At 68.5% G+C, this 14,493-nt stretch carries 14 protein-coding genes; 9 read left to right on the top strand and 5 right to left on the bottom strand.

The window, feature by feature from the left end:
- Positions 1-122: 122 nt before the first annotated feature.
- Positions 123-1,016 (bottom strand): CGNR zinc finger domain-containing protein, encoded by an 894-nt coding sequence (locus ACSMFO_RS00335; RefSeq protein ID WP_436456241.1) that lies wholly within the window; start codon positions 1,014-1,016, stop codon positions 123-125.
- A gap of 64 nt (positions 1,017-1,080) precedes the next feature.
- Between ACSMFO_RS00335 and ACSMFO_RS00340 the strand changes: the two genes are divergently transcribed.
- From ACSMFO_RS00340 to ACSMFO_RS00365, 6 genes are all read left to right on the top strand, one after another.
- Positions 1,081-1,707 (top strand): haloacid dehalogenase type II, encoded by a 627-nt coding sequence (locus ACSMFO_RS00340; RefSeq protein WP_436456242.1) that lies wholly within the window; start codon positions 1,081-1,083, stop codon positions 1,705-1,707.
- 72 nt (positions 1,708-1,779) lie between these two features.
- Complete coding sequence (locus ACSMFO_RS00345) at positions 1,780-2,277, top strand: hypothetical protein (protein WP_436456243.1); 498 nt, start codon at positions 1,780-1,782, stop codon at positions 2,275-2,277.
- The gene (locus ACSMFO_RS00350) at positions 2,277-3,650 is read left to right on the top strand and encodes a hypothetical protein (protein ID WP_436456244.1); all 1,374 of its coding nucleotides are present in this window, start codon (positions 2,277-2,279) and stop codon (positions 3,648-3,650) included. Before ACSMFO_RS00345 ends, ACSMFO_RS00350 begins: the two co-directional genes overlap by 1 nt.
- Complete coding sequence (locus tag ACSMFO_RS00355) at positions 3,647-5,017, top strand: vWA domain-containing protein (RefSeq protein ID WP_436456245.1); 1,371 nt, start codon at positions 3,647-3,649, stop codon at positions 5,015-5,017. The genes ACSMFO_RS00350 and ACSMFO_RS00355 overlap by 4 nt, the downstream gene beginning before the upstream one ends.
- A 19-nt stretch (positions 5,018-5,036) precedes the next feature.
- The gene (locus ACSMFO_RS00360; protein ID WP_436456246.1) at positions 5,037-6,149 is read left to right on the top strand and encodes an ATP-binding protein; all 1,113 of its coding nucleotides are present in this window, start codon (positions 5,037-5,039) and stop codon (positions 6,147-6,149) included.
- Positions 6,146-8,917 carry a hypothetical protein gene (locus ACSMFO_RS00365; RefSeq protein WP_436456247.1) on the top strand — a complete coding sequence of 924 codons (2,772 nt, stop codon included), beginning with the start codon at positions 6,146-6,148 and terminating at the stop codon, positions 8,915-8,917. Before ACSMFO_RS00360 ends, ACSMFO_RS00365 begins: the two co-directional genes overlap by 4 nt.
- Positions 8,918-8,960: 43 nt before the next feature.
- Here ACSMFO_RS00365 and ACSMFO_RS00370 read toward each other — a convergent pair whose 3' ends face one another.
- Positions 8,961-10,427, bottom strand: a complete 1,467-nt coding sequence (locus ACSMFO_RS00370) for a carotenoid oxygenase family protein (protein WP_436456249.1) — start codon at positions 10,425-10,427, stop codon at positions 8,961-8,963.
- A gap of 83 nt (positions 10,428-10,510) precedes the next feature.
- Between ACSMFO_RS00370 and ACSMFO_RS00375 the strand changes: the two genes are divergently transcribed.
- On the top strand, positions 10,511-11,230 hold the full coding sequence (locus ACSMFO_RS00375) for a TetR/AcrR family transcriptional regulator (protein WP_436456250.1): 720 nt from the start codon (positions 10,511-10,513) through the stop codon (positions 11,228-11,230).
- Here the strand turns inward: ACSMFO_RS00375 and ACSMFO_RS00380 are convergent.
- Positions 11,214-11,819: a TetR/AcrR family transcriptional regulator gene (locus ACSMFO_RS00380; RefSeq protein WP_436456252.1), complete on the bottom strand. Its 606-nt coding sequence runs from the start codon at positions 11,817-11,819 to the stop codon at positions 11,214-11,216. The genes ACSMFO_RS00375 and ACSMFO_RS00380 overlap by 17 nt on opposite strands.
- A gap of 89 nt (positions 11,820-11,908) precedes the next feature.
- Between ACSMFO_RS00380 and ACSMFO_RS00385 the strand changes: the two genes are divergently transcribed.
- The gene (locus tag ACSMFO_RS00385) at positions 11,909-12,781 is read left to right on the top strand and encodes an alpha/beta fold hydrolase (protein ID WP_436456253.1); all 873 of its coding nucleotides are present in this window, start codon (positions 11,909-11,911) and stop codon (positions 12,779-12,781) included.
- Here ACSMFO_RS00385 and ACSMFO_RS00390 read toward each other — a convergent pair.
- Positions 12,763-13,371 (bottom strand): TIGR03086 family metal-binding protein, encoded by a 609-nt coding sequence (locus tag ACSMFO_RS00390; RefSeq protein WP_436456254.1) that lies wholly within the window; start codon positions 13,369-13,371, stop codon positions 12,763-12,765. The two genes, ACSMFO_RS00385 and ACSMFO_RS00390, sit on opposite strands and share 19 nt — an antisense overlap.
- 70 nt (positions 13,372-13,441) lie before the next feature.
- Between ACSMFO_RS00390 and ACSMFO_RS00395 the strand changes: the two genes are divergently transcribed.
- Positions 13,442-13,870 carry a MarR family winged helix-turn-helix transcriptional regulator gene (locus tag ACSMFO_RS00395; protein WP_436456255.1) on the top strand — a complete coding sequence of 143 codons (429 nt, stop codon included), beginning with the start codon at positions 13,442-13,444 and terminating at the stop codon, positions 13,868-13,870.
- Position 13,871: 1 nt separating this feature from the next.
- On the opposite strand, the gene ACSMFO_RS00400 is transcribed toward ACSMFO_RS00395, so the two are convergent.
- On the bottom strand, positions 13,872-14,489 hold the full coding sequence (locus tag ACSMFO_RS00400; protein WP_436456256.1) for a hypothetical protein: 618 nt from the start codon (positions 14,487-14,489) through the stop codon (positions 13,872-13,874).
- Between the last annotated feature and the right edge of the window lie 4 nt (positions 14,490-14,493).

Raw genomic sequence — 14,493 nt, forward strand, 5'->3', positions numbered from 1 at the left:
TCCAGTGCCACACGGGCCGCGACACAAACGGAGTCAGCCTGACGAGTGATCAGGAGCGGCCGGCTGCGATGACGGATGGCCGGTGATGATCCATCTCGATCCAATGGCGCACCACATGACGCTCATCGGGCCCGCTGGTCTCCTTTCGGGGTGTTCGACAGCCAGCACAGGCTCCCCCGAGGTGACCAATCGACTGCCTGGCAGTCGCGGATGATCCGCTCCACAGTGTCGTCGATGGACGACGTCCACGGCTCAAACCCCGTGTCGCCGATGTCCCCCACGATCATCAGGCCTTCCCGGAGCAGGTAGTCGAGCACGGCGGCGAAGAATCCCGCGAAGCGGTCGCTGTCCTTGGGGATGACCTGGATGGCGTTCCAGATCAGGGTGTCGACCAGGACCCAGTCGTCGAGCCCGTCGTCAAGGGTCGGTGCCACGGCTCGTTCGATCTCGAACAGTTTCGGGGTGGGCGCCACGGACGCCTTACGCGCCCGGTGATTCGCCACGTTGACGCGGTTCCCGCAGAGTCCTGGCATGCAATAGCGCCGCCGTCCGGGACGCGTCGTGTCGATGAAGACACCTTGGCAAGTCGGCGCGCCACAGGCGCGGAACCGGGTCGCGTCGAGGGACTGGACGACGCCGAGTATCCCGACACCGCAGATCAAGGAAAGCGCGTCGGCGATGGTCGCGCCCTGTCGGAGCGAAACGGTCCATCGAGCGCGTCCTGAGGTGGCATCGAGGGAGACGTCACCGATCGACGAGGTGAGCGCGGTCGCGCCGGTGACGAGGCGGTCCCGGGTCGGATGGTCGATCAGATCGCGCACTGTGGCGCGCAGCCGGTGAACGGCGCGCAGGTCACTGGGCCGCGTGTTCGCGGGTATCGAGTGCAGCTCAGCGAAGGCGGCAAGAGAGTCCAGGTCGGGCAGCTTGTCTTCGCCGTGCCACACCTCCGGCGCTGTGTTGACCAGATCGGTCGCGACGCCCGCCGCCCAGACGTAATCGTCTAACGCTACTTGCATCCCTTACTGACCTCTCGTACGTTCGCGGTTAACCGACACTTTAACCCTTACTGGGAGGTTCACCGTGGAGATCGACGCGTTGGTGTTCGACATACTCGGCACGCTCGTCGACGAGCCGTCCGGGATCCGGGAGGCCGCGCCGGATGCCGACGCCGACGAGCTGGTCAGGCTGTGGCAGGGCCATGTCGAGACCGAGCAGCGGCGCATCCTGGCGGGGGAGCGGCCGTACGTCCCGAGCGACGTTCTCGAGCGCGAAGCCGCTCAGGCCGCCACCAAGACGGACGTAATGCCGAAGCTCCCGCCGTGGCCCGACTCCGTCGAAGGACTGGCGAAGCTCGCTGAGCATCACACGCTGATCGGACTCTCGAACGCCAGCCGGACGAGCCTCCTCCGGATCAACGCCCACGCCGGCCTCCGGTGGCATCAAGCGCTCTCCGCCGAGGACGCGCAGACCTACAAGCCCGACCCGGCGGTCTACGATCTGGCCGTCGACCTGGCCGAAACGAAGCCGGAGCGGCTGCTGATGGTCGCCACCCACGCATGGGACCTGAGGGGAGCGCAGAGCGTCGGTCTCCGGACCGCCTACGTCGCCAGGCCCGTCGGTGACCCGCCGTCCGAGACGGACCGGTTCGACTTCCATGCCGACGGCCTCGCAGATCTGGCCGTTCAGCTCGCAAAACTCCGGATGTGATCAAAACTGTCGGTGCCTCCCGCTAGGTTCATCCCAGTCCCCACCGAGGCACCCCCGCAAGGAGAAGATGCGTTGTCAGACTGGGAAAGAGCGAGCACGGCCCGGGTGTTGCCACCCGCCCGCCCGCGCAAGCTCGCGAAGGTCCCGTTCGTCGAACTGGCCGACGGACGGGTGCAGGGCGTGGTGTCCAGCGGATCGGACATCGGGCGGGTGTACGTCTCGTCGGTCGCGGCGAACACGTACGAATTCTCCTGCAGTACCAACAACAACCGGCCGTGTGGCGGGGCGCGGGGGATGTTCTGCAACCACATTCTCGCCCTGATCAACGAATCCACCCTTCAATACGGAGCCGAGCGGGTGGCACGATACCTGCGCGTCGAGGTTCCCGAGCCGACGGCGCAGGCCATTTCGCAGACCATGAGCGCGACACGGCCGTCGCAAGGTGACAGCACCGCCGCGGCTTCGGTGTTCAGCCAATTCCTGCGGCACTTGGCATACCTCGAATTCGAAGCGTCCACGGCGCCGGTGCCGGAGCTTCAGTGGTTCCCCTCGACCAGGGCGGTGGTCTGATGCGCGTCGATCTGCTCACCGATCCCATCGCCGGCCTCGACGAGGCACTGGCGGTCGTCGACGCCTTCGACGATGTGCTCGTCGCCGGGTTGCTTCGTCCTCAGAAGGTCGCCGGCCTGACCGAGCTCGCCGATGCCGTCGCCGGGTCGCCGTTGGCGGCGCGCGTCGCGGAGGCTGCCGAGAAGACCGCGGCCGGTGCGGCAGGGGAGGAGCACTTCGTTTCCCTCGCGGCGGCGAGGATCGCGGTGTTCGGCTCCGTGCACGACGCGGTCTTCGCGCGCCTTGTCGAAGCGACTGGCCGGCCGCAGGACGAGGACTCGGCCCGGCAGGTTTCCGAGACGGAGTCGCCGAATCTCCTCGCGGCCGCTCGGTCCTGGCTCGCCGATCTGGCCCGAGCGGGCTGGCAGGGCATCGATCACGACCTCGTCTCGGGCTCGGCGCAGGTGATTTCGGCGCTGCTCGCCGAACCGAGCCTGCGACGGTTGGCCGTCCTGCTCGACGGTTTCGCGGCCGAGCTCGCGGCGTCGTGCCCTGGTGCGGCGTTGGACCGTGTCCCCGTCCGGCGCTGGGGCGACCTGTGGTCGCGCGCGATGGTTCTCACCTTGCCCGGGGCGGCGCCGGAGAGCGGCACAGTTACCGGCCGCTTGCTGCCGCTCGGCGTCGACCTGCTGGAACACTCGACGGCCGCGCAGGCCCAGGTCCACGCCGTGGTCGAACCCGAAGACGGCACGGCTCCCCGTCTCGTGCGTGCGAACGTGACCGTGCCCAAGCCGGACACGATCATCGGCGCCGGGATCTGGCAGTTGCTGCGCCCGCATCTCTCCCTGCTCACGGCGATCAGCGAGGGCCGCTCCATGGACCTCACCGACATGCCGGTCACCGCCGAGGGCGACCTGCTCTGGCAGGACGAGCACGCCCGCCTCGGCGAGCCCGCCGACGCGTTCTCGACGGCACGCGTCGTTCTGCCGAAGGCCGTCACTTCGGTGGTCGCGCCACTGGACCGGCATCCGGTACGGATCGCCGTCCCCGTCTTCCTCGAGGGTTACGACATCGAGGGCGACGAGGACGAGGTCACGTTCACCTTCGCCGGGAATCGGCTCTTCGTCGAGACGGACCGCATCCCGGCCGCCGGTCCGCTGACACCGAAGGCCGTCGCGAGTTCCAGCGCGTGCCTCGGCCTGATCCGGTGGGACGGCGGATACCGTCTCCAGCCGCTCGCCGTCGAGACCACCGTGCGCAAGAAGACCACCGCCGTGCACGCCGGAGCCTGGGCCGGCGGCACCACGGACAAGGCCGGGGTGAAAGCCGAGAAGGCGGCCACCGACGCCGCGGCCGTACTGCGCGAGCGTGCCGGAAGGCTGTTGCGGAAATGACCGAACCCGAGGACAACCGCCGCCAGGTTCTGTATTGGCGGCTGCTCGCCCGGCTCTTCGACACCGAGGAGCAGGCCACGCTCGAATCGGCGAGTGTGGCCGTCGTCGAGGACATCGGCTTGCCGTCGGCGCTGCTGGATCCGAACGTCGCGGTCGACTCGGTCGTCCAGCGTCATCCGGAGCTGGCCGCCGAGTTCGACGGGCTGATGGTCCCCGAAACCGAGGACAGCCGGGACAAGGCGGCGGAGGTTAGGCGCGCTGCACTCGTGACGAAGGTGCTGCTGAACGTCTTCGCTCAGCCGCCGCACACGGTGACCGCCGGCCGACTCTCCTGCTGGCAGTCCGACGCGGGCTGGCTTGAGCGCGCACTGGGCTGCCGTCCGGGCGAACTGCGCGGCGGTCGTCCCGGTGGCGCCCCGACCGGGCTCGGCGGCACAGGAGGGGGCGGCACACCCGATCTGAGCACCCTGCTCCCGGCGATCGGCCCGGACCTCGGTGACATCGAGGCTGACCTCGTGAAGCGGATGCATCTGCGCGAGGTCCTCGCCGATCCCGCGCTCGCGGCGAAGCTGAGCCCGAGTATGTCCCTCATCGAACAGTTGTTGCGGGACAAGGACAATCTGTCGGGAGTGGCGTTGGCCAACGCCAAGTCGCTCATCCGGCGTTACGTCGACGAGATCGCGGAGGTCCTGCGGACCCAGGTCGAGAAGGCCTCGACGGGCAAGGTGGATCGTTCGGTCCCGCCGAAGCGCGTGTTCCGCAACCTCGACCTCGATCGCACCATCTGGAAGAACCTCACCAACTGGAGCCCGGACGAGGAACGGCTCTACGTCGATCGCCTGTACTACAAGCAGACCGCGAAGAAGACCACGCCACAGCGGCTCATCGCGGTCGTCGACCAGTCCGGTTCCATGGTGGACTCGATGGTCAACTGCGCCGTGCTGGCATCGATCTTCGCCGGATTGCCCAAAGTGGACGTTCACCTGATCGCCTACGACACGCAGGCGCTCGACCTCACCCCGTGGGTCCACGATCCCTTCGAAACGCTGCTGCGCACGAACCTGGGCGGCGGCAACGACGGCATGGTCGCGATGGGACTGACCCAGCCGAAGATCGCCGAGCCCGCGAACACCGTGGTGGTGTGGATCTCCGACTTCTACGAGACCCGCGTCGAGCAGCTCTTCGAGAGCATGGCCGCGATCCACCGGTCCGGAGCGAAGTTCATCCCGGTCGGTTCGGTCACCAGCGCCGGACGGGGCAGCGTCAATCCCTGGTTCCGCGAGCGCTTCAAGGATCTCGGCACGCCCGTGATCTCCGGCCACATCACCAAACTCGTTCACGAACTCAAGACTTTCCTCACCTCCTGAACTCCCCGAAAGGCAAGACATGTCCGACCTGTTGCGCGCCCCCGCCGAGATCAAGTACGCCGAAGAGCTGGACTGGCTGGAATCCGTCGACGAGAACCCCAAGCCGTTCGCCTGGCGTCTGTCCCCGAAGATGCTGCGCCTGTTCATCCTGGGTTCCGAGCGCGCCGACGGCCTCGACCGTGAGATCTCGCAGAAATGGTTCGGCGACCGGAGCATCGTGGAGCGGGCCATCGTCACGCTCGCCTCGGACCGCGGGCTCCTGCTGATCGGAGACCCGGGCACCGGCAAGAGCTGGCTCGCCGAGCTGCTGGCCGCCGCGATCTCCCGCAACTCCACCCTCGTCGTGCAGGGGACCGCCGGCACCACCGAGGACCACATCAAGTACTCGTGGAACGTCTCGATGGTCATCGCGAAGGGCCAGTCCCGCGAGTCGATGATCCCGTCGCCGATCATGACGGCGATGGAGGCGGGCTCGATCGGCCGGTTCGAGGAGCTGACCCGGTCCACCAGCGACGTGCAGGACGCGCTGATCTCGATCCTGTCGGAGAAGTACATCTCGGTGCCGGAGCTGGACAGCGACGGCATCGTCTTCGCCAAGCCGGGATTCTCCGTGATCGCCACCGCCAACAGCCGCGACCGCGGGGTCAACGACCTGTCGTCCGCGCTCAAGCGCCGCTTCAACTTCGTCCGCATCCCGGTGGTGACGAACAAGAAGAGCGAGGCGGAGATCGTCCGCTTCCGCACCGAGGAACTGCTGCGCCGCCACCAGATCGAACTGGACGTGCCGCCGACGCTCCTCGACGTGCTGCTCCGCAGCTTCGGCGACCTTCGCGCCGCGGCGGCGTCGGCGGGCAGCGACGACGAGAAGCTGGAGTCGGCGTTGTCCACGGCCGAGCAGATCGGCGTGCTCGAAGACGCGGTGCTGCACAGCAACTTCTTCGGGGAACGCGAGCTGACCGCCCGCACACTGGCCTCCTCGCTGGTCGGTTCGCTCGCCCGTCGTGAGCCGGAGGATCTGGCGATCCTCAACAAGTATCTGCACGGCGTCGTCGAGCCGCGCAGCAAGGACGAGGGCGGGGACTGGCCGGAGTTCCTCGACGGCGGCCGCGACGCGATCGCCACCCTCTCGTGAGCGGCGCCTTCGAGGCGTTGCGCGGCCAGTTGCAGGAGGCCGCGGCCGCCTTCGCCGACGGGCCCGGCGCACTGGAGGGCATCCTGCTCGGACTCGTCGACGACGTCGACCGCGCGGTGCGCGAGCCGTTGGAGATCTTCCCGGTCTGCCACCATTCCCCGGCTTCGGCCGTGGCGATGGCACGGCGGTTGCGGGAGAAACAGCCGAAGGTGGTCTACCTCGAACTGTGCGAGGACATGGCGCCGTTGCTGACCGAACTGCGCAACTGCCGTCTGCCCGTGGCGGTGCAGGCGTTCGCGACGGAGGTGAAGGGATTCCCCGCGGAGTGGGCACCCTTGTCCGTGGTCGCGCCGATCACCGAGGCTTCGGCGGAATACCAGGCGATCGCGTACGCCCTGGACACCCCGGGCGTCGAGCTCGTCCTCGTCGACCGGTCGGCGGACCACGTCTTCCAATGGAACGAACGTGAGCCTGAGCCGTCCGCCGACCCGGACGCGCAGCCCGCCGAGGAAGAGGCCGCGCTGCACGGTGACGCGGTCGGCGTCGAGATCGGTGATCTGCGGCCGCGGTTCGCCGAACTCGAGGAACACCTGCTGCGGCACGGGCGGGTGCGGCACTGGTCGGAGTGGTGGCACCAGTACGTCGAGCTGCCGCTCGGTGACAGCGACCACGACACCTATCGCCAGGTCATGTTCCTGATCGGCAGCCTGTTCCGCCGGCTCGCGCCGGGGGACACCCGGCACGTGCGGGTCGACGAGGACCGTGAGCGCTACATGTGGACCCGCATGCGCGAACACCTCGCCGCGTCGGGGGCGGATCCGGCGGAGTGCCTCTACATCTGCGGCGCCTTCCACGCGGCCAGCCGGGTCGCGGAGTTCGGCGTCGAAGGTACGGACGGGTTCGTGATCAGCCCGCGCAGCGAGAGCACCTGGCAGTACGGGCTGATCCCGTCGAGCCACGCCTCGATCGAGGCGCAGTTCGGGCTGGCCGGGGGATCGGTGTCGATCGCGGCGACCGAGTGGGCCAAGAACCTCAAGCGCACCAAGGTGAAGCAGTTCCAGCTGGAAGGGCAGGTGGGCGCGCCGAAGCGGAAGAAGGCCGCGGAGCTGCCCGCGCCGACGCCGGATCCGGTGGCAGTGGACCCATCGGACCAGCTTTCCGGCTTCCTGCAACGACCTCCGGTGCTCGACCGGCTGGACGAGGCCGAGCTGCTGGGGTGGTCGGTCGAGATCGTGCGGGCGGCACGCCGGAACGGGTACCTGGCCTCGACGGCCGACGCCATCGCGGTCTTCGAGACCTCGATCCTGCTGGCGGGCGTGCGTGACCGAGCCAAACCGACACCGTATGACTTCCAGGACGCGGCGGTCACCTGCATCGAGAAGGACGTCGTGCCAGGCAGGCGCGACGTACGCCGCCTCGTCGAGATCATGATGGGCGGCGACCGGATCGGCCAGGTCGGGTACGACGCGTTGCCACCCTTGGCGCGCGACGTGCACGACAGGCTGGAGCCGCTGGACCTCAAGCTGCAGCAACGAGGTGTGCAGCGGGCGTTGCTCGACATCGCGTCGAGGCCGGAGCTGGAACCCTGCTCCGATCTGCTGTGGATGCTGCGCTACCTGATGCCGCGCGGTGCGGCGAGGCCGATCATGGGCGAGCGGCGGCTCGGCGAGCGGCCGATCCAGGAATCGTGGGATCTGGCGCTGGGCACCCACCAGCGCGCCCTCATCGAGCTGGGCTACGAGGGGGTCAGCGTCGAGCAGGTGCTGGAGCAACGGCTTCGGCGCGCTGCCTACCATCCGCAGGCCACCGCAGCGAAGGTGCTCGGAGCGGTCGAAGACGCGACGCTTTACCTGCGTAGCGCCCGGCTCGCAGGAGAGCTGGGGACGCGTGCTCTGGAAGTGCTGGCCACCGAACGCACCGTCGACGGCGCTCCGGAAGTGTTGCGGCGGGTGCGGAGGCTGCTTGCGCACTACCGGACCAGTGAGCCGGTGCTGCCTCGGTGGATCGAGGAGTTCGTCAGGACGGGGTACGCGCACTACTGCACCCTGCTCCCGGCGGCCTTCGCCGACGAGGAAGCCGGTGTCGAGCAGGTCGCCGCGATGCTGGGCTTCCTGTTCAGCATGGAGTCGCTCGCTTTGTCACTGGGGTGCGACCGCACGCAGCTGGAGCTGGCGATCGTCGGATCGCATCCGCAGGAGCCGTCGAAGGTGGCGTTGCTGTGGGCCGCGCAGGTGCAGCTCGGTCGTCTCTCCCGCGCGGAACTGCGGGAGCGGTGCGCCGACCTGCTGGCGAACCCGATGGTGCTGCCCGCTTATCCGCGCTACCTGAGCGGGTTCGTGCACGCGTTGGAGCCGGCGCCCGGGCTGGCCGACTTCGTCGTCGAGGCGGTGTCGAACGCCTTCGCCGAGCTTCCGGACCGGTTGCTGTTGCCATGGTTGCCGACGTTGATCACCACCCTGCGGTCCCGGGGAGCCGAGCTGGTGCCGCTGCTCGTGAGGGAAGCCGGTCGCATCTTCCCGGGACGGCTCGCGGCGCTCGACGAATGGGTTCCGCCCTGGAAGGACCAGCCGGAACGCGTCGCGGTGACGAGGAAGGCCAAGGGCGGCGGCCTCGCCCTGCTGGCGGCCCATCCGGCGGCGTGTGACGCGGTGGCGGGTCTGCTGGGCTGCGACGAGCCGTGGGGGAGCACCGCACCCACCGGTTTGGCGTTGCTCGAGCGGTATCCGGACTCCGCCGCCGCGTTGGAGGAGGTGCTCACAGGAGTGTGAACAGAGGGGCTGTCGCCGGGGTTCCCGGCGACAGCCCGATCGGTCAGTCGGCGACCCAGCTTCCGTGGAAGCCCAGCGGTACCGGCCTGGGCAGATGGATACGTGCCAAGGGCTTCGCGGTGAAGTCCTGCGCCGCGAGGATCACCAGGTCCGACGCGTTGCGGTCGGGGTTGTTGACGTAGGCGAGGGCGTAGCCGTCGTCCTCGGCCTTGCCGCGGGAGGACGGCACGAACACCGCTTCGCTCGCGTCGGCACCCCGGCCGAAACGGTGCACCTCAGAGCGCCCGTTCCGCAGGTCGTGCTTGATCAGCGCGTTGCCGAAGGAGCCGGACGGCTTGTCCAGGTAGACGTCGAACAATTCGCCGGGGGAGGCCGAGTAGCCATATCGGTGCCGTCGCGACACCAGGCTTTCGTTGACCCGCGGGAACTCCTGCGGCCGGTCGTCGAGAACGCGGCGCCGGACCCGCCCCTGCGCGAGATCGATCGTCCAGCGCTCCAGCACCGGCGGGCCCGACGCCGACGGACCACCGAAGCCCTGCTTGCCTGCCACCTCGAACGGAGCGGGCATCGTGGTCAGGTCGACCACCACCGTGGAGCCCTGCTCGTACGCGTTGAGCGTATGGGAGTAGAACACCGGATCCACCCCGAACCAGCGGACCGGGCCACCGTCGCGTTTCATCACCCCGACCCGGGCCGGGTGATCCGTGTTCCACTTGTAGGGCACGACCTTGCCCGGCTGCGGATCGAAGGTGACCGGCACGTCGAAGACGACCACGTAGTTCTCGGTGAGCCCGAAGTCGTGCATCATCGGGCTGTCGGTGACCGGGATGCGGGTGGTCCGCACCACGCGGCCGGTCCGGTCGACCATCAGGTGCCGCACGTGGTCCCAGGTCGGGTGATAGGTCACCGCGTGCAGCTCGTCGGCGCGGGCGTCGAACTTGGTGTGCGCGGTGTAGGAGCCCTCCAGTGAACCGCTGAAATCGAACGGCCCCAACGTGTTCAGCTCGCCGTCGAGTTCGTACGGCGGGGCGCCGGATTCCTGCAGGGCGAGGATGCGGCCGTGATGGGACATCACGTGCGTGTTCGGTGCGAAGTCCTCGGCGGGCACCGGCCACGGGTACCGCTCGCCGAGCTTCGCCGCGACCCCGGACGAACGGACCCAGCGGTTGCGGTACCACTCGGCCTTCCCGTCGCGCAGCCGGACGCCGTGCACCATGCCCTCACCCAGCATCCAGTGGTGCGCGCGCGGATCTTCGAGACCGAGAACGTTCGGTCCGGTGCGCAGGTATCGCCCGCAAAGATCGCTCGGAATGCGGCCGGTGACCGGCAGGCCGAACGCGGTCACCTCCTCCGTGACCGGCGCGAACGCGCCTTCGAGGAACGGGTAGCGCGGTTTCGCCGGAGCTTGCGCGGCGAAAGCGGATCCGCTGCTCCCGATGCTCGCGGCGGCTCCACCGATGGCGAGCGCGGCCGCGCCGCGGAGCACGTTCCGCCTGGTCGGTTCGGTCATGGTCGATCCCCCGGTTCGTGACGTAACTGTGTATGTCATGAACAGTGTATGCCTTTACCGGTTTCGGGTGCAACAATGCCCCGATGGACGACGTCAAGATCGAGTTGCTGCCGCCGGGTACGGCGCTGGCCTGGGGACATGCCCCGGCGCCCCGGCGCGGGCCGAAACCGGGATACAGCCTCGAGCAGATCGTCGACGCGGCCATCGCGCAGGCCGACGCGGAGGGCTATGCGGCGCTGTCCATGCCTTCGATCGCCAAACGGCTCGGCGTCACCGCGAACGCGCTTTACCGGTATCTGAGCTCCAAAGAGGAACTGCTCGTCCTCGTGGCCGAAGCGGCCTGGGGGCCGCCGCCGGAACCGTCGTCCGGTGATTGGCGCGTCGCGGTCACCGCCTGGGCCCGCGCGCTCCTTGAACGCTGCCGCCGTCATCCGTGGCTGATCGACCTGCCGGTGCGGAGTGCGCCCAGCACGCCGAATCTCCTGGGCTGGCTGGAAAATTTCCTTGAGGGGATGGCGGACTCAGGGCTGAGCACCCAGGACGTCACGGGCTGCGCGGTATTGGTCGACGGATGGGTTCGCAGTACCGCGTCGTTGCTCCGGGACGTGAACGCGAGCCCTCCTGATCAGGTCCGGGCTCTGGGCTCGTTTCTGGGGCCGCGTCTCGAAGCGCGGGGCTATCTGCGCGTCGCCGCCGTGATTTCCGGTGAGGCGTACGGCGAAGAAGGCATCGAGGAAGCGGACATCGAGTTCGGTCTCAGTCGCATCCTGGACGGCATCGAGGCGCTCATCGAGCGCCGCTGAACACCCCGTCCAGCCGGTAGTCGACGATCTCCGAAGCACGCTCGGCCGTGTAGGCGTCGACCATGATCGCCGTGACGAGGCCGGCGGACATCGTCGCGAGGGAGTCCGCCTCGAGCCGGGGATCGAGGTGCGCGGAAACGTCGCCTTTCTCCTGGGCCGCCCGGAGCAGTTCGGTGATCGCGTGGACCAGGTGGGGCAGAAGCGGTTCCTGGTCGGGATCCTGGCTGCCGCGTGTGACGTCGACGGCGAAATACGCGATCTGGACGGCGGAGAGCATGCGGGCGCGGTCGCCGTCCGGCAGCACCGCGGTCAGGTAGGCGCGCACGATGGTGCGCTCGTCACCGGTCTTCATCGCCTCGCCGATGGTCTTCCCGGCGTGCTCCGCGGTCAGCTCCACGATCCGCTGCCAGGAGAAGCGCAGCATCTCCTCCTTGGTCGGGAAGTAGTACTGGACCAGGTTCATCGAGATGCCCGCCTCCGCGGCCACCGCACGCAGCGTGACCGCCTGCAGGCCTTGGGTGGCGGCGATCCGGAAGAGCGCTTCCGCGATCTCGCGCCTGCGCTCTTGGTGGTCCACACGTTTCGGCACGCGGTCACTCTGCCATGCCGGTGGGGACTGGCTGGAATGGCCACCCGCTGTTATGGTGCAAGTGCACTATAAAACTCGGAGGAGGTCCGATGCTGGGGGAGTTCACCGACAAGAAGGCCGAAGAGCGCTTCTTCGCCGTCTACGACGAAATTCTGCGGAAGTGGCCGGTTCCCGCCGTGGAATTGGACATCGAAACGAGATTCGGCCCGACGCGGGTCCGTGGGTGCGGGCCGGCGGACGGCCCGCCGATCGTGCTGCTTTCCGGCGGGATGGGCACGTCGCTGTCCTGGTATCCGCATATCGCCGAACTCGCCGTCCGGCACCGGGTCTACGCCGTCGACTCCCTCGGCGAGCCCGGGCGGTCGATCCAGACCGCGCCGATCGAGTCCGCGGAAGACTGCGCGGACTGGCTCACCGAGGTCGTCGAAGGCGTTCTCGCGGAAACGGCCCACGAAAAGGTCTATCTCGCCGGTGTTTCGCGAGGCGGCTGGCTGGCGCTGAACCTCGCGACGCGGTCCACCGCCCGGATCGCGGGTGTCGTCGCCATCGAAGCGGCTGGGTTCGGCGTGATCGGCCGGAGCTTCATCTGGTGGAGCCTGCGCGAGATCTTCCGCTGGTTCCTGCCCAGGTGGCTCCTGCGGTTGGTGGCGTCGGGTGATCCGGACGTGCGGCACACCGTGCGGCCGCTGCTCTTCGCCGCGCTCAAGTACAAGCAGCAGCTCCCTGAGATGCACCTGTTCAGTGACGACGAGCTGGCGGCGATCGACGTGCCCACCCGGATCGTCGTCGGCGAACGCAGCGTCATCCACGACGCTCGCGCGGTGGCGGCCCGGCTCGCATCACTGAACCCGCATATCGAGGTCAAGGTCGTGCCCAAGACCACTCATGGGTTGTCGCTGGAGAAGCCCGGCCTCGTCACCGCCCGGATTCTCGAGGCCGCGCGTCACGCCGCGGCCACCTGATCCGGCCACGACGGGGAACGGCCCAGCAGGGCGACGATCGTGTCCAAATCGGACTGCCCCGTCGCCTCGACGGCCGGTGCGAACGCCGCGCCCGGCGTGGTCCGGCTCTTCCCGTTCGGGATCGCCTCGGCGAACCGCAGCCCGGCGTCGAGGACCTCTCGCTGGAACGTGATCGGCAGGCCGAGGGTCTTGGCCACGTCCCACGAATGCACCAGGTAGTCCACGAAATGGAAGCCGAGAGCCTGCTCCGCGGTGAAGGTGACTTCGGTGGAGAACTCGGGAAGGGCGAATTTCCGCTCGGCGAGGTCGTGGGGGACGAAGGCGTTCAGCACCCGGTTCACCGAGGCGCGGTAGGTGCCGACGGGGTCGTCGCCCAGGGGGAGCAGCCGCCAATGGTCGAGGTGGCTCTCGCCTTCGGCCGCGGCGGCGAAGCCGTGGTGCTGGGTGGCCATGTGCGCCAGCAGGCCGTGCAGGGTCCAGGCGCTGCACGGGGTCGGTTTGGCCAGGTCCGCCGGGGTGATCTTGGTGGCGAGGTCAAGGCTGGCCCGGGTCACGACGGCGTCGAGCATGCGTAGTTCATCGATAGGCATATGCCTATCATCTACACATGCATACGAGTTCGTCAACCGGTTCCCGGACCTCGGTCGGTATGGTCTGCGCATGGCGGAGCAGGGGAGGCCGGATCTCGCGGCGATGCTCGGCGGGCTGATGCGACGGCTGATGAACGCCGAGACGCCGGTGCTGGCCGAGCACGGGTTGACCATGTGGGGCTACGTGGTGCTGAGCGCCCTCGACGACGGGCCCGTCCGCACGCAGGCCGCCCTCGCCAAGGCGATCGGCGCGGACAAGACCCGGATCATCGGCACCCTCGACACCCTCCAGGAGGACGGGCTGATCACCCGCGAGCCGGATCCGAAGGACCGCCGGGTCCGGCTGCTGGGGATCACCGAGGCGGGCCGCGCGTCGCGGCGATCGGCCCAAGCCCGGATTCAGGAGCAGGAGGAACGGTTGCTCGGCCGGCTGTCGGCTGCCGACCGCAAGACGTTCCTCAAGGCCGCACGCGTGCTTTCCGAGGCGCAGTGGCCGTGAGTCAGCCCAGTTCCTCCACGACCATGCCCGCCGGATAGTCCGACGGCGACCGGCGCCACCACGCGCTGAAAGCCTGCGCCAGCCGCCGTGGCACCTCGACCTGCGCCCCGCCACCGTGGAACTCGATCGTCACCAGCAAGGCCTCGATGTCCCAAGGGATCCGCCGGGCCAGTTTCGCGTAATCGGCGCTGGCGGAGACGAACGTGACCGCTTTCGTCGCGCCGATCCGGCGCGCTTCCCCCAGCACGGCGTCTTCGAGTGCTCCCGGCGGCCAGTCGCTGAGCCGCAGCTTCCGGTCGTAGTAGGAGATCGGCTCGTCGGCGCGCAGGATCCCGTAGCCGCCGCTGAGGATCAGCGTCCGCCCGTTCTCGGCGGCCTCGCCCAGCGCACCGCCGACGTTCCGGTAGAAGTTCCCGCTGTACCGCAGCCACGCGGGCCGCAGACCGCCGCTTTCGACCTTGGACTTCGCCAAGATCTCGGCTCGCGCGCGAAGCATCGGTTCCGGCCAGGCGGTCCCGGTTTCCTCGGCGTGCCCGCCTCGGTTCTTGGCCTTGGAAGGGCCGAGAACGGTCAGTGCCTCGCGCGGATCGATCGCGTCGAGAACGTCGGCTGCCTCCATCGAA

Source organism: Amycolatopsis sp. w19, from assembly GCF_051373225.1.
Lineage (GTDB): Bacteria > Actinomycetota > Actinomycetes > Mycobacteriales > Pseudonocardiaceae > Amycolatopsis > Amycolatopsis japonica.

Coding starts and splice junctions, on each gene's coding strand:
- ACSMFO_RS00335 (WP_436456241.1), bottom strand. CDS start 1,016: ATGCAAGTAGCGTTAGACGATTACGTCTGGGCGGCGGGCGTCGCGACC.
- ACSMFO_RS00350 (WP_436456244.1), top strand. CDS start 2,277: ATGCGCGTCGATCTGCTCACCGATCCCATCGCCGGCCTCGACGAGGCA.
- ACSMFO_RS00355 (WP_436456245.1), top strand. CDS start 3,647: ATGACCGAACCCGAGGACAACCGCCGCCAGGTTCTGTATTGGCGGCTG.
- ACSMFO_RS00360 (WP_436456246.1), top strand. CDS start 5,037: ATGTCCGACCTGTTGCGCGCCCCCGCCGAGATCAAGTACGCCGAAGAG.
- ACSMFO_RS00370 (WP_436456249.1), bottom strand. CDS start 10,427: ATGACCGAACCGACCAGGCGGAACGTGCTCCGCGGCGCGGCCGCGCTC.
- ACSMFO_RS00375 (WP_436456250.1), top strand. CDS start 10,511: ATGGACGACGTCAAGATCGAGTTGCTGCCGCCGGGTACGGCGCTGGCC.
- ACSMFO_RS00385 (WP_436456253.1), top strand. CDS start 11,909: ATGCTGGGGGAGTTCACCGACAAGAAGGCCGAAGAGCGCTTCTTCGCC.
- ACSMFO_RS00390 (WP_436456254.1), bottom strand. CDS start 13,371: ATGCCTATCGATGAACTACGCATGCTCGACGCCGTCGTGACCCGGGCC.
- ACSMFO_RS00395 (WP_436456255.1), top strand. CDS start 13,442: ATGGCGGAGCAGGGGAGGCCGGATCTCGCGGCGATGCTCGGCGGGCTG.
- ACSMFO_RS00400 (WP_436456256.1), bottom strand. CDS start 14,489: ATGGAGGCAGCCGACGTTCTCGACGCGATCGATCCGCGCGAGGCACTG.